The organism is Paenibacillus sp. J31R122 (assembly GCF_056269185.1).
Genome location: NZ_JBWDNM010000001.1, coordinates 376,573 through 397,516, shown reverse-complemented (window position 1 = coordinate 397,516; position 20,944 = coordinate 376,573). Strand labels below are relative to the sequence as shown.

The window sequence follows — 20,944 nt, the reverse complement described above, 5'->3', positions numbered from 1 at the left end:
TTATACGAATAGGGGAGCATCGTCCCAACCGGAACGATACTCCCCTACAAAAAATTTGAGGTATTCCCCTTTTAAAAGCTAGTAAACCACTCATTTATTACATTCACTTTATCAAAGTAAAGCATGATTCCCACAATGACTAATAATACCCCGCCTACTTTCATAAACATATTGGAGTACTTTAATATCCCTCTTACTCTTCCAATAAAGTAGGCCATTAGAATAAATGGAATTCCGAATCCCAATGAATAAGCAGTCACATTTGTAAAGATTTGAAGCGGATCAGGGTTAATCACGTTGGAATACATGATCGCTCCGAAAATCGGGCCAATACATGGCGTCCAGCCTGCTGCGAAAATAACTCCTACTAAAACAGATCCCAGAGATTTATTCATCTTGACTTTTATTAATGGGAAGCGGAATTCCTTCATCATGAAGCGAGGTTGAATAATTCCAATTAAAAATAAGCCGAGAACAAAAATGAAGACGCCGCCAAGCATACGAATAAGATCGCGATAATTTTCAAAGAAATGACCAATTAAGCTCGCAGAAAATCCAAGAATATAATAAATCAATGAAAACCCTAGTAAAAATAAAATGGAATGACGAAGCAGTGTCAAACGTACTTTGGATGACTCTGTAGTCTGTATTTCACCAACCGATATGCCTGTTATGTAGGACAAAAAGGATGGGTATAATGGAAGCGTGCACGGTGATATAAAAGCTAGTAAACCACCGCCAAATGCAATCGACCACGTCAAAGTATCCATTATGGCATTACCTCAGGCTGGATCTTTTTCATCAATTCGAGAACATCATTAGAACTGCTTAATTCACCCGTTTTTTTCTCGATGATTACTCCCTTTTCATTAATTAGAATCGTCACCGGCAATCCTCCGATTTTATATAATCCTTTAGCTTCATTATTCGAATCCAATAGAATCGGAAATGTTAATTCAAGCCCATCTGCAAATTTTCTTGCGGAAGACTCTTTCTGTCCTACGTTTACAGCTAGTATCTCAACCCCAGGAACCTGCTTATACACTTGATTCATAAGGGGCATTTCGTTGATGCAAGGCTCACACCAGGTTGCCCAGAAATTCAGGAGCACACCTTGTCCTCTGTAATCAGATAGCTTCACCTTTTCTCCTTGCAGATTAACAAGCTCAAAGTTTGGAGCATGATTGCCAATTTCCACTTCTGCGCGATTGCTAGTCATGCTTTCAAAGATTGCATACCCTATTCCTAAACCTATTATTATAGTCAATGCAGTTCGTATCAGCTTCGAACGCTGAATGGTGTTCAAGCAGATCATCTCCTTCCGCTTCAAAAACAAACTATGCCTGTAAAGCCTTTATATCTTTAATGATCTGATCAAAGGGCGTATCTATCGTTCCATCATATTTACCGACCACGTTGCCTGATTGATCGATGAGAAAAAACGATGTCCCGTGGATGACTTGATCAGATGCTGTATCTTTAACAACGATTGTTTTAAACGAATTAAGAATAAAAGACTTGATTTCATCAAATTCATAACCGGTTAAAGCATGCCAGTTAGTGAAGCTAGCATCAAATTTACTAAGATAACCTTTTAACGCTGCCGGGTCATCCCGCTCTGGATCAACCGAGAAAGATACCAACTCTGCCTCAAGACCCGCTTCACTTATTCTTTTTTGCAGCTCCGCCATATTCGCTGTCATAGCGGGACAAACCGTTGTGCAATAAGTAAATACAACATCCGCAATCCAAACCTTATTTTCCAAATCGGATAAGGAAAACGGATTACCGTCCTGATCCGTATATTCGAAAGGCTCTACTTTCATATTAAAATCAGCCGCACTCGGTTTATTGCTGCCGCATGCAGCAGTAAAAACGATTATGATACTAATCAGACCCATTAACATTAACTTCCGCATCGTCCAACCTCCTCCTTATTCCTTTTCCGAAAGCCACTGTACTAAAGCTTCAATCTCTTCTTGGTCAAGTGATTTTTTAAAAGCTGGCATCCCTTTCGCTCCGTCCGAAATAATCGCATTCAACTGCTCTTCTGACAACCTCGCGCCCACCTTCTGTAGATTCGGACCGACCCTTCCTTTTAAATCCGCAGCATGACAGCCTAAGCATTTACTTTTATACAAAACCTCCGCGCTTATCTCTTTAACCTTTTTCGGTTGATTATCATTTCCAGCATTACTGCATGCAGTCACGATTAGAAGCAAGACAAATAAAAGACTGATGGACCATTTCTTCATTCTGAAACCTCCAATTCTTTTTTCGGCATAACATGCATTTCTCTTGCCGTAACATGAGCGATGACATAATAAGTTCCTGATTCGGGGAATACTTTTTCGATGCTATATAGTCCATTTTCTGAATGTGACGCATCTACTTTTTCATGCTTATTCTCATCCTTATCATCGTCTTGCTTCCAAAGCTCAAACTCCACCTTTTGCGCGTCTTCAACATTTTCTGAGCCTTGGGTAACATGGGCCGATATTAAAATGGGTTTACCCGCTTGTATAGATCCTGTATCGAGCTGGATGTCTACCTCAACGATTTGAGGAAGCCCTTCGCTCCCATCTTCGTTATTTGAGCAAGCAGAAAACAGAAGAAGACTAATTAATGCTATGCTCATGAGCATCAGCTTCGGGAGGGATGCCATCCTTCTAGATACATGAGATATTTTCATATTTCTAACTCCTCTCAGATTCGAAGTAAAATAATTTGTAATCTCGTCTAACACTAGAGTAGATGTGCGCATGCGTCACCAGCCATTACTGAAGCAGACATACCATCCATGTTCAAAAAGTTGAAACAAATGCTCCACTTTTAATAAGCCAACATCGTTGATTTGTTTTGATAGTATCGCCCGAGCTCCATTATGTTTTCTCTGGTCTGCTTCCCCTCAAGAGCTAATTTGCGATTAATGCCCTCTTCTTGGAGTGCTTCAGCGGCTGCTTTTCCTACTGCAACAACCAGCACCTTATATTTGAAGCAATCTTTAAGTTGAAAATAGTAGCCGTTTTTTTTAACAAAAAGAAAAAATGCTCGGACTTGAACGGCTGTCGTGAAACATACCGCATCCACTGCGCCATTAAAAATCTCTTTGCATAACAAGTCAGATACTTGAACCTCAGGAGGATTCTGATAGTAAGGAATGATTTGTCTCACTTTCGATCCCTTATTCTCCAAAAATTTGATCAATAATGGGGAAGGCTTATCTTCTAACTGTAAAGTTACCTTATTTCCTGTGTATACAAATCGATTTAAATTTTTGACTAATCCTTGAATACTGCTATTTTCCTCAACAAAAATAGGCGTGATTCCCATTTTCTTTAGCATTGCAAATGTTTTGTAACCTATGGCCACTACTTTCGCTGCATTCAAAATTTCAATAAGCGCAGAACGAATTACCATACACTCCCCTTGCTTCATAATCGCTTCAAGTCCAGTTCTTGAAGTGAATATAATCCAATCACTCCTTTCCTCGATAAGACGAAGCAGTTCATGCTCAATATGCAAGGTAGAGAGTGTAAGCTTACTATCCTGCGGCCTGGCAACAGGAGTTCCGCCTAACTTCTTAATCATTGAACTCATGTCATGCCAATTGTTATTCCCTGCAATTGCAATACGTTTTCCTATCAAACCTTCCGTCATTATGAGCCCTCCTATCTTATGTCTGCTGGCATATTTCTTCTCTCATGTATGAATGATTAATACTAGCTAAATCATAAGTAATAGATGCTTAAATGAAACCATCCAAGTTATATCAATTAGAACCATCCATATGTACAATTCGTAATTCAATCGTCAAATATTTCTATTTAGAAGTTAAAACTGCTGGTCTAGCAAATGTTATACTAAATACAAAATGATTAAGGAAGGGGTGTACGTCATGTGGAAGCCTGACCGTTCCAATAAAAAACCGCTATACCAACAAATCGCTGATAACATTGAGACAAGAATTTCATACGGTGAGTTTCCTCCTAGCAGTTTGCTTCCTTCCGAACGAAAGTTGGCAGAGCAATTAGAAGTAAACCGCAGCACGGTCATTCTTGCGTACGAAGAACTTCGAGCTATTGGAATAATCGAAAGTCGGTCGGGCGGCGGAACTAGGGTAAGTAAGCACAAATGGGGCGCAACGCCGAAACATACCCCTAACTGGCATCGCTATGTCGATGGAGGGAATTTTCTTCCTAATGTGCCTTTCCTGCGCCGTATCAGGGAAGCGCTGCAACAAAACGATGAACTAATTGACTTTGCTAGCGGGGAATTAGCTACTGATTTATCACCAAATCAGGAAATCAAAACTTTATTAAGTGAAAGTCCCTTCTCCGAGCATTTAGGCTATGACAACCCACAGGGCTATATCCCTCTAAGGGAAGCACTTGTTCAGTATTTGAAGGATTACCGGGACATCAACACGACAGACTCCTCCATTCTCATTACTTCGGGGTCTCAACAGTCACTGTATTTAATTACGCAATGCCTGCTCGTCCCTGGTGATGCGGTAGCTATAGAAGATCCTTCCTATTGCTACTCCTTGCCTATGTTTCAATCCGCTGGTCTGCGATTACTTCGGCTGCCCGTGGATAGTAAAGGGATCCATCCTGAGGATATTAAAGCTTTGTATAAAAAGCATAAAATCAAAATGATTTTTATCAATCCGAATTTCCAAAATCCAACCGGCGTTTACATTGATCCCGAGCGGCGAAATAAATTGCTGGATATAGCAAGCAACTTAGCAATTCCAATTGTGGAGGACGATCCTTTCAGCCTGACTGCTTATAATGGAGTACCTCCAATGCCGTTAAAATCTTTTGATACGCATGGCTCTGTCATACATATCGGTTCTCTCTCGAAGACAATAGCTTCAGGTCTAAGAATAGGCTGGATGGTGGCTCCTAATTCAGTGGTTAGCCGACTCGCCGATGCAAGGCAGCAAATGGATTTCGGTCTTAGTGTCGTTCCGCAGCGGATTGCAACACAGTTTATTCAGTCCCCATACTTTGATCCTCATTTGGATCGATTACGAATGAATCTGCTCTTTAAAAGAGATTTAATTATCGATGCCTTGCGTAAAGAACTGCCTGAGCAGATAGAGTTTACGGTTCCCCAAGGAGGTCTACATCTGTGGTGTAAAATCATTCCTGAGTTTAATGAAAGCAAGTTACTGGAAGAGTGTATACGAAGAGGAGTTGTGTTTGTACCTGGCAGTGTTTATGGATCTGATGCTGATTATGTTCGTTTCAACTTCTCTAGACCAAAAGCGGAAGAAATCGATGCGGGGATAGCTATTTTTGCAGAAGCGCTTCGTACTATCCTTACACAAGCGTAAAGACTGTCGCCGTCCTCTGGCGTCATAAGCTCGTTTCGCGGTGAAATAAAGGGAATATAAGATGAACTTATACTCCCTTTATTTTCAAAAATAGTATTCTTTATTGACCATCGATACGGTCATCGTGATCTTCCCATCTCTTCGAGTATGCTTTATTCGTAATCCATATAGTTACCCATGACAAACCGATAATAACGATTGCTGATACGATCCAAACACTTATCGGCACTTGCATAACTGATCTCCTCCTTCGATTGTTTTCATCCGTATACCTCCTATTTGACAACCTTTATCGAATGAACAGTAGGATCCTCAGGTCCTTTAACAGGCAGGCCTGATTCCAAATGTTGAACAATGTAATGAAGGTTGTTCTTTGTTATGACTTCTCCAGGAATCAAGACGGGAATGCCTGGCGGATATACGTATATAACCTCGGCCATTATTCTGCCCACCGCATCCCTAAGAGGTATAGTTTCCGTTTCAGAATAAAAAGCATGTCTTGGTGTTAGTCTAAGCTCAGGCAGCTGTGGGATCAATGTCTGTATATCCGTCAGCTCCTTAGCTTGTATACGGGCTGGTTCACTCATTTGACACAGGGCTTGTATTAATGGCGATATCGTTTCCATTGTATCCCCAATCGTCACCAAACAAAGAATATTATAAAGGTCACTTAATTCCACCTCTATATTATATTGCTCCCGCAGCCAGCTTTCTGCTTCGAAGCCGGTCATTCCTAGATTTTTGACATGAATACATAGCTTTGTCACATCAAAAGAATACGCGCCCTCTGAATCTAAAATTTCATTCCCAAAACAATATATATTCGGAATCTTATTAATTTCGGTCCTTGCATACGAAGCCAGTTCAATGGCTTCTTCCGCAAGTTCCTGTCCGCGTATAGCCAATTGCCTACGAGCTGCATCAAGGGAAGCCAACAATATATAGGACGTTGAAGTAGTTGTCAGCATACTTAGTAACGTTTTGACGCGTTTTAGGTTGATTCGTTCACCCTTTACATTCAGGATTGAGCTCTGAGTCAAGGATCCGCCTAGTTTATGGACACTCGTCGCGGCCATATCAGCACCAGCTTCCATAGCTGACATCGGCAGCTTAGGATGAAAGTGAATGAGTGTGCCATGAGCTTCATCAACAAGAACAGGAATATTAAACCGGTGAATGAGTTCAACCATTTCCTTAAGATTGACGCTCACCCCATAATAGGTTGGGTTTATTAGCAGTACGGCTTTGGCATCACGATGCTCTTCTAACGCCAATTGAACGGAGCTAAGAGTTACGCCATGCTCAATGCCTAACTTCTCATCCTTGAACGGTTCGATGAAAACGGGTATCGCCCCAGAAAAGATGATCGCGGTCAAAATGGATCGATGTACATTTCTAGGAATAATAATTTTATCGCCTTCTAAGCAGACTGTCATAATCATCGTCATAATCGGGCTACTCGTTCCTTGAACGGAAAAGAAGCTGTAGTCCGCTCCGAAAGCTTCCGCAGCCAGCCGCTGCGCATCTTTAATGATCCCTTCCGGTTGATGAAGATCGTCCAATGGAACAATGTTGATCTGATCGATAGAAAGGATATTGTCACCTGCAAAAGCACGGAATTCTGGATCGATGCCTCTACCTTTTTTGTGACCTGGTATATGATACTGTATCGGATTATTTTCTGCATGTCTGACCAAAGCAGTAAACAGAGGTGTTAGTTGCTGACTCATGCTGCTCATCCTTTCATACATAAAAAATGTTTTCTTATTCGTTCCTCTGCCTCTATATAAAATGCTAAACGACCTCTGTACATTTGTAACCATCCACTCCCTCATACAATTAACCCATCCACTCAGCTTATTGCATGACAAAAAACACGCCTAACTAGGCGTGTTTCATCCAGTCTTTCAGTATCACGTAGCTACCATATTAAACAACATGATCCACATGGAGCCGGCAACGATAAGAAGCATGATGACTATACCAAAAATAAGTGACATCAAATTGTAGCGTGGCTTTTTTTCCTCGCGTAAATGCATAAAAAATATCAATTGAACAACTAACTGCAGAACAGCGGCCGTCATAAGAATAACCGTGCTTACCTTCCCCTCAAACCAACCGTTCATTACGACAGCAAGTGGGATAAATGTTAATACAAGTGAGGAAAAGAATCCAATTGTATATGATTTTACGGAACCATGCGACTCGGCATGCTGCTTCGTTGTATCGTACTGTGCCATCTATTTCACCCCCATCAAATAGACAATGGTGAAGACAAAAATCCAAATAACATCTAAGAAATGCCAGAATAGGCTGATTACATTGACTTTGCGCTTCGTAACAGGCGTAATGCCGTGCTTGGCCAGTTGAATAATGATCGCAATCATCCAAACCAATCCTAACGCCACATGCAGCCCATGGGTTCCGACCAGCGCGAAGAAAGCGGATAAAAAAGCGCTGGTGCCCATATTGGCTCCTTCATGTACCAAATGGATAAATTCATTAATTTCCAAAATGATGAAGACTGCTCCAAGCAGTACCGTAACACCAAGCCAACCTATTAAAGCTTTGCGATTCCCCTTATTCATGGCTAGCGTTGCAAGCCCACTCGTATAGCTGCTCGTTAACAGGATACACGTACTTGCGATGATGCCGCCCATCTGAAACAGATCTTTAGGACCAGGCCCTCCATTTGTATTGTATTGAAGGACAACATAGGTAGCAAACAATGTGGCAAATAAAATGACATCCGTCATCAAGTAAATCCAGAACCCTAATGTACGCATTTCCTCGATATCTGGATGGTGGTCGTGGTCCGAATGAAGCTGCGGGTGATCTGCAAGCTTAGAATTGTGTATTTGAGCCATCAGTTCATCACCTTCCTTGCCGCAGCTTCTGTTCGTTTGATTTCTGCCACTGAAATATAATAATCATTGTCATAGTTAAAGGAATGAACAAGCATACAAACTGCTACCCCTATTAATCCTGGAATAGCTAACCATAACCAATCAAACACAAAACCAAATCCTGTAGCGAACCAGAACATCGACATCACAAATGGAATACCAGAATTTTTAGGCATATGAATCGGTTCTAACGCTGACACAGGCTTATACTGGCCTTTTTCCCTGTTAAGCTTCTCTTCCCACCACTCGTCCTGAGCAGAAACCTGTGGTATCGTTGCAAAGTTATAAAGAGGTGCAGGAGAAGGGATCGACCATTCTAACGTACGTCCATTCCAAGGATCACCCGTTACATCTTTTTTAAGATGTTTGATGCTATATGCAATTTGCCATACTTGAAACAAAAAGGCGATGCCCATCAAAACGGCTCCAATGGTGGATACCATATTCATATCCGCCCACCCCTTGTCCCATCCGTATGAAGCTACTCGACGAGTCATACCCATTAAGCCGAGTACGTATTGCGGCATGAAACATAAGTAAAATCCAATATTCCAGAACCAGAATGCCCATTTACCAATACGCTCGTTCAACTTAAAGCCAAACAGCTTTGGCCACCAATAATACAAGCCGGCGAAGTAGCCAAACACCACACCGCCAATTATGACATGATGAAAATGCGCAACAAGGAAATAGCTGTTATGGAACTGGAAATCTGCCGGCGCTACGGACAGAAGAACGCCAGTCATTCCTCCTGTTATAAAGCAGGGAATAAAACCGATCGTCCACATCATTGGCGTCTCGAATGTGATCTTTCCTCGGAACATCGTAAACAGCCAATTGAATACTTTAACGCCTGTTGGTATTGCGATCAGCATCGTCGTAAGCGCGAAAAATGCGTTGACATCCCCACCTGAGCCCATCGTAAAGAAATGATGCGCCCACACTAAAAAGGACAGAAAGCTAATAATTAACATGGCGTACACCATTGATTTATAACCAAACAGCTTTTTCTTCGCAAAAGTGGACACAATTTCTGAGAAAATCCCGAATGCGGGCAATACGATAATATAAACCTCAGGGTGTCCCCACATCCAAATTAAATTGATATACATCATCGGATTTCCACCGCCGTCCAAGGTGAAAAAATGCGCGCCTGCATAGCGGTCTAGAAACAACAGCGCCAAAGTAACTGTTAAGATTGGGAAAGAAAAGATAATGGCAATACAACTGGAAAAAACGGACCAAACATACATCGGCATTTTCATCAATTTCATGCCCGGAGCACGCATTTTCAGAATGGTCACAATAAAGTTGACACCCGTCATCAAACTACCGATTCCTGAAATCTGTATCCCCCAAATATAAAAATCCTGTCCAACACCCGGATTAAACATTTTTTCTGAATAAGGCGGATAGGCCAGCCAGCCCGCATCTGGTGATCCTCCGATAATAAATGATAAATTAAACAACATCGCACCAGCAAAGAAAAGCCAAAAACTAAGCGCGTTCAGAAATGGAAATGCCACATCACGCGCTCCAATTTGCAGCGGAACAATTACGTTAAACAGACCGAACATAAACGGCATCGCCATAAACAAAATCATAATGACACCATGTGTCGTAAAAATCTGGTTATAATGATCCGGAGTCAAAAACTCCAGCTCCGGTGCAGCTAGCTGAGCCCTCATTAAGAGTGCGTCTACTCCACCCCGAAATAACATGAGAAAGGCACAAATAATATACATAATACCAATTTTTTTATGATCAACTGTTGTTAACCATTCACGCCAGAGCCAAATCCACTTTTTGAAATAAGTTAATGCGAATACAATCGCAATGACAGTAAGAGCAATACTGACATCCGCGCCGTAAATCATTGGATCTCCAGTCACAAAGAAATCCGAGGCAAAGTCCTTCACCTTTTCCCACATGAATGTTTCTCTCCTTACCTATTCATTCTGAATCCATTACTCTTCTACCTGGATTTCTTGTATTTCTTTCGAACTCAATCCATGATTGTGCGATGACGCATACTTTGTAACCGTCATCTCAAACAAACCCTCTGGGAAAGCTGAGAAAGTTTTAACATCCGATGCGGCAGGTTTTGCCAACTGCTTGTACCCGTCTAACGTCAACACTGGCGACGAGACTTTAATTTCATTCACCCATATATCAAACTCATCCTGCGTAGTTGCTTTCACATCAAAATACATTTTCGCAAAATCTTTTCCCGTGAAATTAGCACCGGAACCCCAATATTCCCCTTGCTCATCTGCTTGTAAATGAAGTGTCATAGCCATGCCAGACATGGCGTAAATCTGACCTCCGAGCTGCGGAATCCAGAAGGAGTTCATCGGCGAATCCGCAGTAATCTCAAATCGGATCGGTGTATCCTCCGGAATCTGGATGTAATTCACAGTTGCAATTCCTAGCTCCGGATATTGGAACAACCATTTCCAATCCAGCGAAGTCACTTGAATGGTCAACGGCTTGTTTTCCGAAACAAGGGGCTTGGATGGCTCAAGATCATACGTATACTTCACAGTAATAACGGCCAACACGGCAATAATAATAATCGGAATCCCCCACCAAATTACTTCCAGCTTCGTGTTATGTTCCCAGTTTGGCGTATATTTCGCCTTTCTGTCTTTTTTATCGCGGTATTTCCACACAATGATCGCGGTAAGAATCAAGACAGGGACGATTATAACGGAAATCAATACAGTTGAGATCACCATTAAATCACGCTGTTGTTCGGCAATCGGCCCTTTGGGATCAAGCACGACTATGCTTTCTGAGCACCCAGTTGCAATCAAGAGCAGCAGCACAGGTATTGATAAGGATGCGAACCAGCGAAGTGCTTTGGGTGTTTTCATGTTTGTCATCTCCTATCCTTTCTACATGCGTAAGTAATTAACAAGCACGTCTAACATTAATGGGGAAGTGTTCGTGTGTCACCAACCACCATTCCTAACAAGTACCCAGCCAAGTTCAATAAACGGTGACAAAGTTGACAATCTTTTGCCACAAGCAAAAAGGCATGTCTCCGTCATATGACGTAAACATGCCTTTAAGGTCAATTCAATCATAAAGCTTATTTAACTTTCGTATGAGTTAAGTGCTTTTAGATCTTTTATTTGCTCTATATGTCGTTGCTCGTGTAAATATAACAGTTCGACCCATTGATCTAATGGCAAGTCACCAAACCGAGGATGATTCACGGCTATTTCCTTCAAAATGGACTTATCATCAATCTTATCAAGAACACCCATAAAATTATTTCTTGAGTCTCTTAATAGTTGAATGATCTGCGGTACTTGAAAAGGTCCTGAACTAGGTTCTGCGATCTTAGGTGCTGGATACTTCTCAGACATATCTAACACAATTTGAATAGGTTTTCGTTCTGTTTTGGTTAGAATCCTTTGATCAAGCCCGAATAAAATTGCCTTTCTGAACAAAGTTTCCGTTTTCAATAAATGATGACAAACCTGAGCTATACTCCACTTATTTATCTCAAATGTACGATTGAATTCATCGTCATTTAGGGATGAAATCTCATTTAACAATCGCTCTCTAGTTGTAACTAAAAATTGTTCAAAATCATCCATACTATCACCTCCATAATTGAATGGTAATTTCAACCATAACAAGCTACTATAGCCTGATACAATTTTTTACTCCCTCTTTGATGGAAATCTGCCTTTAATAGTCAATCTAATTGGTATATCAAATGAGCATATCGACATTTTGAACCAATTGAGGTAAAATAAATATACGTTTCATATCTATGAAACTTTTTCTACGGAAGGTGGATCTGTATAATGAGTCAACAATCACCGAAGGTAAAATCTGCAGACCGTGTGCTTGACATTTTTGAACTTTTTACTGGCGAACAAGAGTCATACAATTTGACTGAAATTGCTAAAGGTTTAAATATGCCACCAAGCAGCACGTATCTCATTCTTCAAAACATGTTAAACAGAGGATACCTAGAAACCGATAGGTCAAAAAAACAGTTTCGCATTGGATACAAGCTATTTGCCATTCGCTCAGGCTATATGCGAAATACGAGTTTAACCGGAGAGTTTTATCAAATTGCACAAAAAATTATCGATGATTTGAACGAGACGGTCAGCTTGGCGATTCGCGCGGGAGATCAGCTTCATTATATTGGAGAGAAAGTAAGTACTCATGCTCTTCGTTTTAATCACAGTGTGGGGACGTCCTTACCGCTCCATGCCACAGCATCCGGCAAAATATTATTAGCGGATATGTCGATGGAGGATCTCCGAGAAATTTACCCGACCGATCAACTTGAGAAGGTAACGGAGAAAACAATCTCTACTTTTCCGGATCTATTGAAAGAACTAGACAAAGTGAGAACGCAAAGTTTCGGATATAACATGGGTGAAACGGTTGACGGTGTACATTGCATAGCTGGGGCAGTCTTAGATGCTGAGGGCAGGGCAGCAGCTTCCATCAGTATTTCCATTCCAGTTGTCCGCATAACTGGCGAGATGTGGGGCAATGTACATGATTGGATCAAACGAGCTTGCTTGGAATTAAGCAGCAAGGTTTATCAGCAGCATTAATTAGAATAAGGCGCGGCGGTTTATTCACTTCTGAATAAACCGCCGCGCCTTTCTCATTCAACTAGTCCTGTTCGTTCGATACCTTCCGTAAACCAACGCTGAGCTACAAAATAAACAATCAACGGCGGTAATATAATCAGGAATGCGGCTGCCATTTTAGGGCCTTCAGAAATAGGGTCTGTTCCAAAGGCTACACTATAAACCATCGCCTTATTGCCCATTAATTCCTGCGACAACGTGCTTAATTTCAACGATAGAGGGGTAAAGTCCTTGCTCAAAAACATAGATGCTTCATAATGCATGTTCCAATACCAAACAAATGAGAATAAAAACACGACTAGACTTGCAGCACCAGCAAGCGGCATCATAATCCGGAAAAATAGACGGAAGATGGAAGCCCCGTCGATTTTAGCCGCCTCCTCCAGCGCTTTTGGCTGTGCTAGGAAAAATTGACGAAAAATAATAATAAATAATGCACCGCGCATGCCTTGACCTAACAGAGCGGGGACGAGAAAGACAAATGGCGTGTTTAACCAGCCGAGCTTATCATAAATCATATAGAGCGGAATAATAGTAATTTGCGGCGGAATGAGAAATGTGATGAGAATGAGCAAGAAAAAGATATTTTTCCCAGGAAACTGCAGACGTGCGAGCGCATATCCAGTTATAGCGCAGGAAAGCACTTGAAACAAGGAGCCAAAAAAGGCGATGATGAACGTGTTGGCGAAAGCTTCCACATATTGAAGCCCTCTCCATGCATCCGAGTAATTTTTCAAGTAAAGCTCACGAGGTATGAGCTGAACGATCGGATCTATGAGATCAGCGACACTCTTCATACTGGTTGAAATCATATACAAAATGGGTTTTACGTAGAGAAAAGCGATCACCATCAGCAGCAAAATTATAATCAATTTCGCGATAAATCCATCATTTATATTTTGACCGAGCAGTACTTGCTTCAATTGCTGTGATCTGCGGCTCGCAATGGTTCGCGACATTTCCACCTTGACTTGCTTGATTGTTTCCTCTATCTTCATCGCAATACTCACTTTCCTTTCGTCGCACGATAGGTCAGACCTAGTGTTATTCCAAGCAGCAGCAGTATTAAGGCGAAATACGACCATGCCATGGCACTCGCGTAACCATAACCCGTCGTTGGAGAAAACATATTGTTTTTCACAATTTCCATGACAGGATTGAATGGAAATGTGAACAAATCAACAATTGTGTAAACCGCGTTCAAACCGATAAAGGGCGTCATTGCTGGAAATGTAATTTTCCAAAAGCTTTCCCAAGGCGATGCGCCATCTACCCGAACCGCTTCATATATGGTTTTCGGAATGGTTTGAAAGCCAGCGATGAAAATCAAAATTTGTACACCGGAGTACCACAAAATAATGACAGCTTGACTTAGAATGTCAATTAACGACTTTGCGGTTCGCTCATCGAAATTTTCGTTAATAAGCGCGTCTATATTGTATTGTTCGATAAAAGGCAGCTCTCCTGCACCTTGTACGAACAACTCCGTCAGCACTTGGCCGGTTGCAAATATAACGGGAAGAAAGAAGATAGCACGCATAATTCCTCGTCCGGGAAATCTTTGATTCAGCATTAAAGCGACGAAGAATGAGAAAATAAGAATTAAAGGAATAATGATGATCATTTCTTGAAATAACGTGATGAGCTCAATCCGATAGGCGCTGTTCTCAAATATAGCTCTTCTATAATTTTCTAAGCCAACCCAAGTATAAGTAAATCCTCCGCTCTTGAAATACAGTGAATTAAAGCTGTTATACAGAGACCAGCCGACAGGGATTGCGACAAACAAGGAAAATCCGAGGATCCAGGGAAGCATAAACAAATAGCCGACGCCGTATTCCCTCAGGCGGAATAAGAAGAAGCCTTTGCGTCGTTCCTTCGCGCTGTTCATCTTACTCCCCCCTTCATCACGTCAAATTGTTTGGTATTGTAGTTCACCCTAACGCTTGTGCCATCCTCATACGTCGTCATGTAGACCCCTTCCGCTACCTTCGCGTGATCGATCATTCGCTGATGATAAATTGGGACTAGCTGACTGAATTTCTCGTACTCATCCAGAATTCGATCCTTCCAGATTGCATATTCACTACTGTATACAAATTCATAATCTGTTTCTTTCAGTACACGGCTCTCCGAAAAAGTGAGCTTGAAATATGGAATAGCTCCGTATTCTATCGCTTTAAGCAATCCCACATCATAGTCCGCGCGTAAATTCGCAGCTGCCGCTGTATATTCAATAATCCCGTGCATGACCATCGGGTAAAACGGGACTGTCTCATCAATGATAATGTCGTTACTCGAATCAAACGGCAGCCCTTCGATGAAACCAACATGGTCTAAGGTGTAGTCGAACCCTCGATATACACCAACCGTTCCCAGCTCTTTACGGGCGTAATTGAGCAGTGCATCATAATAATAAGCCGTCTCCTTCCTTGTAAGCGGCGCATCCGGGTTGTAATCACTGAACAAGAGATTACCAGGGCCATCAACAAAATGAATGCCGTCAACCCCAAGCTCCTTCAGCTCATCGATGGCTTCTTTCTCTTCACGAATGTCTTCGATCGGATTGACGATGAATTGCGTATACGGATTCGGACCTGACCATTCATTTTGCAATACAGTTGAATCGATGGTGCGTATGCCATCCGATTTAATATCAAAGGAAGACGCTTCTGAGTTTCTCCAGGCTATGAAATCTTCGAAAAAGACTTTAACGCCATTATCATGCATGCTCCTAACAAATCGCTTCGCACCTTCATTTCCGCCAAGCACAGATGCGACCGGGAATCGGTCATCGGTCTGAATATGTCCGCTGTTTTGCCAGCCTTGATAGGTTAATCGAATGTTGGCTACGTCATGCTTGATCAGATCTTTGACGATTTGTTCAGCTTGATTGAAGGTAGTCGCCGGTTCATATCGGCTGCCGCCAAATTTGGGCTTCTTTCCGCCCCCTAAGATGGATAATTGAATGGGTAATTGATCCGTTGGCGGCAATTGACCCTCAAGCTTCCCATTCTCCTTCAGATACTCACGATAACTATTTGCCATACCGACATAGTCCGCATCCTCCCCGGATAACAATCGATACTCCACACTGCGATCATGATGCGTCCGCTCTTTCTGAACCGTAATGACGACCTCTTCCGTAATTCCGCTGACTCTACGGCCATACTCTTGTCTATAACTGAAATTCGCGCTAACGGTATGATAACTGGATATATTTCCAGGCAGCAGCGCTTTAATCGATGCTGTATATTGTCCTTCCTTCAGAATCGCCGCAAATGCATGGTCCCCTCTTTTTAATCCGAAAACTGGATAGCTAATGTCCTCCCGCAGCGTTTTGACTGATTTCAAGCCTGCTACATCATCTCCATAAACAGGAAACTCATAGCTTCTTATATTTGCCGGCCGTTCGCGATTATAGTAGATAAGTCCGCCCGGTCCGTCTGGTATGAATAAGTAGCCTGGCTCCTGCTCTGCTGAGACCGCTCCGAAGAAAGGAAGCAGATTAATCGCAAATACTTTATTGTCGCCCGATTCAAGAATTCCTTCAGTAGGTATATGCGCCTCTAGTCCATGTTCAGTCAATAGATATTGAATGACAAATGACAATTGCAAATCCGTATACGTATAGGTTGCTTGAATCCCGTCTTTCCCCATAAGCGTATAACTTATCGTAATATTCGGATCCACCGAGTTTTTAACCAATCGCCTCGTTTGACTGCCTGCTACATATTCCAATATATAGGGGGAGTCCAGATTAGCGAGCAGCACCCCTTTAACTGTTTCTTTTCCCAATTGATCTTTAGTTGGATTGCTTCTCCACACATAACCGCTTTGCTTGTCGCGGATAGTGATTTGGCTTGTACGAGGGTCTAGTGACAATGTGAAATGCTCGTTGTTCGCTACTTGGCCGAAGCCATCAGCATCAACAGCCTGCGCCTGCCATTGTTCCCCTTGTACAACCGAGATCAGATCGGGAGTGGGCGCGCTTATCCCCATCGATTGAATGGATGGGCGGTGATCCCATAGCAGAGCTATAACGGCTGCAGTGATTATAAGGACGACAGCACCGACAACGGAAACGATTTGCCATCGTCTGCTGGCCGGCCATAACCTTCTAGCCATAGAAAGTCACCTCCCGGTACACCTGATTGAAGAAGTCGAATAGATTGACGCCAAGCGCGATAAAAATAAGAATAAACACCCACATAACTCCGATGGTAAATAACGTAATTGCCGCATTTTTAAAAGTTTCAATAAAATCGAAATTATGGATGACCTGAGTCATTACGAATAAGAGTAAAATGATCCACAGCCACTTGATTTGATTAATTAAATCAATCACGATCCATTCTTCAAGCACTAAAATGTTGGAAATTAGAATGACCGGTATCGACATAACGATAAAAGGAACTATCGCATAGGTGCTTGCTTGAAGCACTTCCCGGAAACGCCCCTCGCCGCCCTTGACGGAGCTTACCAAATAATTTGCGATTACCCATGTGAACCATGGCGCGATAAGCATGATGATCGAAAATCTAAGATTGAACCAAGCAAGATTATAAGGACGGGCAATAAATCCGGAACCGAATACGGACCAAATATGAACGCCAACCGCCAGCAATAGTATAAGAATGATGACAAACCAGGATATTTTACGTTCTTTTAGTCGATAAAATCCATTATACGGATGAATGATTAGATACAGCGCATCTCTGATCTCGTTTCCATATTGCCGCACCTTAGGCGGCCATGTTCGACTGCTGGCGAATGCTTTCGCTTTTTTCAATAAAAAGAACAATCCCCCGATCAAGGCGATCAGTGCAAGCAAAGCAATGAAGAAGTAACTCTGCAGCCACTCGTAACGTATGCTCCAGAAGGCGTCCGAATAACCTTCCGCATCATATGATTGCTTAAAATAGTCTAACGCTGCCTCATAATTTTGTTCATGCAGCGCAATTTTTCCGAGCCCATTGTATGCAATATTCAACATCCCATTATCTCTGATGACGTCTTCCCAATAAGCTCTGCTCGCTTCATAATCGCCCTCGAAATAATAATGAGCTGCCGTTAGAAACGTCTCGCCAAAGCTCGTTCGTTTATAAACATGAATGAGATTCGTCCCGCTGTCCGCTACCCATAAGTCATTGTTTGCATTAACGACAAGACTGGATGCAAAGCTAACTGTTCCAAGCTGACGAGCATCTTTATCCGCGCCGCCGAAATAGTACATCACTACTCCGGTTGGATCGTATATGGTGATATATCCGCTATCCTGATCTATTCCATATAAGAAGCCACGAGAATCCATCGCTGTATCAACCAGAGAATATTCATAAAATTCTTTATTGTGAAACGAGTCAAAACCTCCGGCATTCAACTTTTTTATTTGCCCGTCATTAACCCTGCCCGAGCTCGTTGTGAATAAAAAGCCGTCTTCCGCGATCGTCACATTCTGAATCGAATTTGGTCGTTTAGCTGTTTCTTTAGCAAGCATATCCTTCGATAGTACTGATCTCTTCAAACGATCCAACCATGTCAGCTTTGTTTTATTCGCCCCGAAAAAACCAGTAAAGTCACCTTTCGGATTCATACGAAGTAATCCTTGATGCGTATCCTTAACAACGATATACATCACACCGCGAGCATCCACGACCAGCTTAGTAGGCAGAAAATGGTAGTCATCCCCCAGCACCTTCGACACCGGCTTGGAGTAAACTTGTTCTACATGTCCATCCTCCGTGAAACTTACGATCGTTCCCCCAGCTGTATTCGCCACATAAATGGTGCCATTTTTAGCAACAAACACACCTTCCGGCTGGTTAAGCTTGCCGTCTCCATCCTCTTCACCAATACTTCGAATATATTGGCCTTGTTCATTAAATTGTACGATACGATTATTGCCCGTATCCGCAATATATACATCTCCATTGTCCGCGACAAACAAATCACTTGGCACGTTAAGAGGCACTTCCATGTCATTTCCGTCTATAACCTTCTTAGGCAAATAGACCGGTTGAACCATGTACTGTATCCCGAAGGAAGACTGATCCACATACTTTGTCACATATGGCGGCTCGGCGGAGCTAATGGATGGGTAGAGCAAGCAAAGCAGGCACAATAACGATACAACTTTTATTTTCAGATTAACTAATCCTTTTCGCATACGGCTCATTTTCGACAGGCCCCCTCTCTGTTGCCCCATCTTATTTCACACCCGAGTGCAGCATCGTTTGAATCATTTTTCGCTGAAAAAATAAGAACATGATTAGGTTCGGCAAAAACATGAGAAGACCTATTGCGGCAGCGAGACTTGTTGCAGCAACACCAGGTACATTAACCGTCAATGCCGTCGCATAATAAGCCAACGTCTTCATCGTTTCCTTCGTCATGAAGAAAGTGGAGGTTTCAACGTCCAAATAGACGGCTTGGAACGTAATAATTGATACGGTCGCTACAGCCGGGGCTGTTAATGGAATAATGATGCGCGTAAAAATGTACATGTCAGTCGCGCCATCCAGTTTGGCAGCATCCGTCAAAGAGGGCGGTATTTGGTCGATGAATTGCTTCATTAGAAAAACGGCGACCGGTGAAGCAAGAAATGGCAATATATGCGCAAAATAACTGTTTTTAAGTCCTAAACCGCTAATAACTAAATAGCGCGGAATCGCTACCGTTTCCGGCGCGAACATGAGAGAAATCAAAATAAGTCCCATAATAATCGTTTTGAAGTGAAAACGATGCTTCGACAACACATAACCTGCCATCGTACTCACTAATATGACGGCTATTGTGGAGATGGCTGAAATTACTGCGCTGTTGAACAAATAACGAGTGAAAGGCACAAGTCCCGAAGAGGAATGCAGCAAAAGCTGCTCGAAGTTGCGTAAGGTAGGCTGCTTCACCAGTATTGTCGGTGGAAATAAAAACAGCTCATTAAGAGGCTTAAACGCGTGATTGAATAGAAAGATGATCGGCAACAGCATGAATACTCCTATAACTGTAAGGAAAGTAATTAATAAAATACGAGGGAACGAGAAGTTTTTCCGCAGCTTTCGCATTGAATACATCATTTATTGCTCCCCCTTTGAACCAAATAGTACAAAGCAAAACTTCCATAATCCATAGCTCATAAGGAGCAGAACGACCGATAAAGCGGATGCATAGCCCCATTCATACCGTATAAATGCATAATCATCGATATGATTGGTAATCAAGTGGCCGGCATATTTGGGCGTTATGGTGAGACCAGTCAGTTGGGTGGAGATGGCCCCCGCCTTCAGTGTGCCGACAATCGCCATCACTGCGCTGAACAGCATCTGCGGTTTCATGGACGGAATCGTAATGTAGTACACTTCCTGCAGGCTGTTCTTTATTCCGTCGATTCTTCCTGCTTCGTACAGCTCCGTATTAACGGTTTGCAAGCCGCCGAGCATGGCCAGAAAACCAACCCCCATACTGGTCCATAACGTGACAACAATCATAACGGTCATCAAATATTTCGGGTCCTGCAGCCATAGATGCGGAGATTCAATAAAACCAAATCGCAGCAGCACATTGTTCAAATAACCGACCTGGTCTCCGCTGAAGGTAGCTGCCCAAACAACCGATAAAGCGACTCCACCCACCATGGAGGGCGCATATAAGGCAAGTGTAAAATAGTCTCGGATCTTCTTCGGCAATTGATGAATCAGCCAAGCGAAAACAAAAGATAGCAGGTAGCCACCCGGACCTGCAATTATCGCGAATTTCAACGTGTTCGGCAGCGTATATTTCATAAACACAACGTCTTGCGTCAGCATGTATATAAATTGGCTGAATCCAACGAATCGTGGAAACTCAAATCCGTTGAAAGTTGTCACACTGAGCAAGGCAGCTACAAAGACCGGAATGATGATAAAGCAAGCAAAACAGATCAAGAAAGGCGCCAGAAACAAATACGATAACCGATCACGCCAGCATTCCTTCAAAAACTGTTTGATACGCTGCGCATATAAAGGGGAAGCCTTCTTCGGTCCGGCTAAGGGCGACTTCACAATCCCCGACTTACGTACAGTTTCCAT

General features: G+C 42.4%; 21 protein-coding genes. 2 read left to right on the top strand and 19 right to left on the bottom strand.

The features are described from left to right. Positions 1-71 precede the first annotated feature (71 nt). From AC0YN7_RS01440 to AC0YN7_RS01415, 6 genes are all read right to left on the bottom strand, one after another. Complete coding sequence (locus AC0YN7_RS01440; protein WP_475808164.1) at positions 72-770, bottom strand: cytochrome c biogenesis CcdA family protein; 699 nt, start codon at positions 768-770, stop codon at positions 72-74. Further along, positions 770-1,306, bottom strand: coding sequence for a thiol-disulfide oxidoreductase ResA (resA, locus tag AC0YN7_RS01435; protein WP_475808163.1), 537 nt, complete (start codon positions 1,304-1,306; stop codon positions 770-772). Before resA ends, AC0YN7_RS01440 begins: the two co-directional genes overlap by 1 nt. A gap of 31 nt (positions 1,307-1,337) precedes the next feature. Continuing rightward, on the bottom strand, positions 1,338-1,919 hold the full coding sequence (locus AC0YN7_RS01430; RefSeq protein ID WP_475808162.1) for an SCO family protein: 582 nt from the start codon (positions 1,917-1,919) through the stop codon (positions 1,338-1,340). Between the two features lie 15 nt (positions 1,920-1,934). After that, positions 1,935-2,255, bottom strand: coding sequence for a c-type cytochrome (locus AC0YN7_RS01425; protein ID WP_475808161.1), 321 nt, complete (start codon positions 2,253-2,255; stop codon positions 1,935-1,937). After that, entirely contained in the window at positions 2,252-2,692 is a 441-nt protein-coding gene (locus AC0YN7_RS01420; RefSeq protein ID WP_475808160.1) for a FixH family protein, read from the bottom strand. The genes AC0YN7_RS01425 and AC0YN7_RS01420 overlap by 4 nt, the downstream gene beginning before the upstream one ends. Before the next feature lie 140 nt (positions 2,693-2,832). Beyond that, positions 2,833-3,660: a uroporphyrinogen-III synthase gene (locus AC0YN7_RS01415; RefSeq protein ID WP_475808159.1), complete on the bottom strand. Its 828-nt coding sequence runs from the start codon at positions 3,658-3,660 to the stop codon at positions 2,833-2,835. A gap of 238 nt (positions 3,661-3,898) precedes the next feature. Between AC0YN7_RS01415 and pdxR the strand changes: the two genes are divergently transcribed. Beyond that, complete coding sequence (gene pdxR, locus AC0YN7_RS01410; RefSeq protein ID WP_475808158.1) at positions 3,899-5,341, top strand: MocR-like pyridoxine biosynthesis transcription factor PdxR; 1,443 nt, start codon at positions 3,899-3,901, stop codon at positions 5,339-5,341. A gap of 100 nt (positions 5,342-5,441) precedes the next feature. Here pdxR and AC0YN7_RS01405 read toward each other — a convergent pair whose 3' ends face one another. From AC0YN7_RS01405 to AC0YN7_RS01375, 7 genes are all read right to left on the bottom strand, one after another. After that, the gene (locus tag AC0YN7_RS01405) at positions 5,442-5,576 is read right to left on the bottom strand and encodes a hypothetical protein (protein ID WP_475808157.1); all 135 of its coding nucleotides are present in this window, start codon (positions 5,574-5,576) and stop codon (positions 5,442-5,444) included. A 40-nt stretch (positions 5,577-5,616) separates the two neighbouring features. Beyond that, complete coding sequence (locus AC0YN7_RS01400; RefSeq protein WP_475808156.1) at positions 5,617-7,071, bottom strand: aminotransferase class I/II-fold pyridoxal phosphate-dependent enzyme; 1,455 nt, start codon at positions 7,069-7,071, stop codon at positions 5,617-5,619. Positions 7,072-7,254: 183 nt separating this feature from the next. Next, positions 7,255-7,581: a cytochrome o ubiquinol oxidase subunit IV gene (gene cyoD, locus AC0YN7_RS01395; protein ID WP_475808155.1), complete on the bottom strand. Its 327-nt coding sequence runs from the start codon at positions 7,579-7,581 to the stop codon at positions 7,255-7,257. Then, positions 7,582-8,208 (bottom strand): cytochrome o ubiquinol oxidase subunit III, encoded by a 627-nt coding sequence (cyoC, locus tag AC0YN7_RS01390; RefSeq protein ID WP_475808154.1) that lies wholly within the window; start codon positions 8,206-8,208, stop codon positions 7,582-7,584. It lies immediately after the preceding gene. Then, a complete protein-coding gene (locus AC0YN7_RS01385) occupies positions 8,208-10,178 on the bottom strand; it encodes a cbb3-type cytochrome c oxidase subunit I (protein WP_475808153.1) in 1,971 nt (656 codons plus the stop codon). Before AC0YN7_RS01385 ends, cyoC begins: the two co-directional genes overlap by 1 nt. A gap of 36 nt (positions 10,179-10,214) precedes the next feature. Continuing rightward, positions 10,215-11,123, bottom strand: coding sequence for a ubiquinol oxidase subunit II (gene cyoA / locus AC0YN7_RS01380; RefSeq protein WP_475808152.1), 909 nt, complete (start codon positions 11,121-11,123; stop codon positions 10,215-10,217). Between the two features lie 222 nt (positions 11,124-11,345). After that, entirely contained in the window at positions 11,346-11,855 is a 510-nt protein-coding gene (locus AC0YN7_RS01375) for a DinB family protein (protein WP_475808151.1), read from the bottom strand. 213 nt (positions 11,856-12,068) lie between these two features. Here AC0YN7_RS01375 and AC0YN7_RS01370 point away from each other — a divergent pair, with 213 nt between their 5' ends. Beyond that, positions 12,069-12,839 (top strand): IclR family transcriptional regulator, encoded by a 771-nt coding sequence (locus tag AC0YN7_RS01370; protein WP_475808150.1) that lies wholly within the window; start codon positions 12,069-12,071, stop codon positions 12,837-12,839. Between the two features lie 53 nt (positions 12,840-12,892). Here the strand turns inward: AC0YN7_RS01370 and AC0YN7_RS01365 are convergent, their stop codons facing one another. Genes AC0YN7_RS01365 through AC0YN7_RS01340 form a run of 6 tightly spaced genes read right to left on the bottom strand, consistent with a single transcriptional unit; the run spans position 12,893 to position 20,944 of the window. Continuing rightward, on the bottom strand, positions 12,893-13,876 hold the full coding sequence (locus AC0YN7_RS01365; RefSeq protein WP_475808149.1) for a carbohydrate ABC transporter permease: 984 nt from the start codon (positions 13,874-13,876) through the stop codon (positions 12,893-12,895). A gap of 8 nt (positions 13,877-13,884) precedes the next feature. Next, positions 13,885-14,769 (bottom strand): carbohydrate ABC transporter permease, encoded by an 885-nt coding sequence (locus AC0YN7_RS01360; RefSeq protein ID WP_475808148.1) that lies wholly within the window; start codon positions 14,767-14,769, stop codon positions 13,885-13,887. Further along, positions 14,766-17,006 (bottom strand): DUF5696 domain-containing protein, encoded by a 2,241-nt coding sequence (locus AC0YN7_RS01355; RefSeq protein ID WP_475808147.1) that lies wholly within the window; start codon positions 17,004-17,006, stop codon positions 14,766-14,768. The genes AC0YN7_RS01360 and AC0YN7_RS01355 overlap by 4 nt, the downstream gene beginning before the upstream one ends. Next, on the bottom strand, positions 16,999-19,056 hold the full coding sequence (locus tag AC0YN7_RS01350; protein WP_475808146.1) for a YIP1 family protein: 2,058 nt from the start codon (positions 19,054-19,056) through the stop codon (positions 16,999-17,001). Before AC0YN7_RS01350 ends, AC0YN7_RS01355 begins: the two co-directional genes overlap by 8 nt. A 31-nt stretch (positions 19,057-19,087) precedes the next feature. Beyond that, positions 19,088-19,954: a carbohydrate ABC transporter permease gene (locus AC0YN7_RS01345; protein ID WP_475808145.1), complete on the bottom strand. Its 867-nt coding sequence runs from the start codon at positions 19,952-19,954 to the stop codon at positions 19,088-19,090. Further along, a complete protein-coding gene (locus AC0YN7_RS01340) occupies positions 19,955-20,944 on the bottom strand; it encodes a carbohydrate ABC transporter permease (protein ID WP_475808144.1) in 990 nt (329 codons plus the stop codon).

Excerpts from the sequence above, each read along its gene's own strand:
- AC0YN7_RS01420 (WP_475808160.1), bottom strand. The coding sequence starts at position 2,692 with ATGAAAATATCTCATGTATCTAGAAGGATGGCATCCCTCCCGAAGCTG.
- cyoD (WP_475808155.1), bottom strand. The coding sequence starts at position 7,581 with ATGGCACAGTACGATACAACGAAGCAGCATGCCGAGTCGCATGGTTCC.
- AC0YN7_RS01365 (WP_475808149.1), bottom strand. The coding sequence starts at position 13,876 with ATGAAGATAGAGGAAACAATCAAGCAAGTCAAGGTGGAAATGTCGCGA.
- pdxR (WP_475808158.1), top strand. The coding sequence starts at position 3,899 with ATGTGGAAGCCTGACCGTTCCAATAAAAAACCGCTATACCAACAAATC.
- AC0YN7_RS01385 (WP_475808153.1), bottom strand. The coding sequence starts at position 10,178 with ATGTGGGAAAAGGTGAAGGACTTTGCCTCGGATTTCTTTGTGACTGGA.
- AC0YN7_RS01375 (WP_475808151.1), bottom strand. The coding sequence starts at position 11,855 with ATGGATGATTTTGAACAATTTTTAGTTACAACTAGAGAGCGATTGTTA.
- AC0YN7_RS01425 (WP_475808161.1), bottom strand. The coding sequence starts at position 2,255 with ATGAAGAAATGGTCCATCAGTCTTTTATTTGTCTTGCTTCTAATCGTG.
- AC0YN7_RS01440 (WP_475808164.1), bottom strand. The coding sequence starts at position 770 with ATGGATACTTTGACGTGGTCGATTGCATTTGGCGGTGGTTTACTAGCT.
- AC0YN7_RS01340 (WP_475808144.1), bottom strand. The coding sequence starts at position 20,944 with ATGGAAACTGTACGTAAGTCGGGGATTGTGAAGTCGCCCTTAGCCGGA.
- AC0YN7_RS01350 (WP_475808146.1), bottom strand. The coding sequence starts at position 19,056 with ATGAGCCGTATGCGAAAAGGATTAGTTAATCTGAAAATAAAAGTTGTA.
- cyoA (WP_475808152.1), bottom strand. The coding sequence starts at position 11,123 with ATGAAAACACCCAAAGCACTTCGCTGGTTCGCATCCTTATCAATACCT.
- AC0YN7_RS01400 (WP_475808156.1), bottom strand. The coding sequence starts at position 7,071 with ATGAGTCAGCAACTAACACCTCTGTTTACTGCTTTGGTCAGACATGCA.
- AC0YN7_RS01360 (WP_475808148.1), bottom strand. The coding sequence starts at position 14,769 with ATGAACAGCGCGAAGGAACGACGCAAAGGCTTCTTCTTATTCCGCCTG.
- cyoC (WP_475808154.1), bottom strand. The coding sequence starts at position 8,208 with ATGGCTCAAATACACAATTCTAAGCTTGCAGATCACCCGCAGCTTCAT.
- AC0YN7_RS01405 (WP_475808157.1), bottom strand. The coding sequence starts at position 5,576 with ATGCAAGTGCCGATAAGTGTTTGGATCGTATCAGCAATCGTTATTATC.
- AC0YN7_RS01415 (WP_475808159.1), bottom strand. The coding sequence starts at position 3,660 with ATGACGGAAGGTTTGATAGGAAAACGTATTGCAATTGCAGGGAATAAC.
- AC0YN7_RS01430 (WP_475808162.1), bottom strand. The coding sequence starts at position 1,919 with ATGCGGAAGTTAATGTTAATGGGTCTGATTAGTATCATAATCGTTTTT.
- AC0YN7_RS01355 (WP_475808147.1), bottom strand. The coding sequence starts at position 17,006 with ATGGCTAGAAGGTTATGGCCGGCCAGCAGACGATGGCAAATCGTTTCC.
- AC0YN7_RS01345 (WP_475808145.1), bottom strand. The coding sequence starts at position 19,954 with ATGATGTATTCAATGCGAAAGCTGCGGAAAAACTTCTCGTTCCCTCGT.
- AC0YN7_RS01370 (WP_475808150.1), top strand. The coding sequence starts at position 12,069 with ATGAGTCAACAATCACCGAAGGTAAAATCTGCAGACCGTGTGCTTGAC.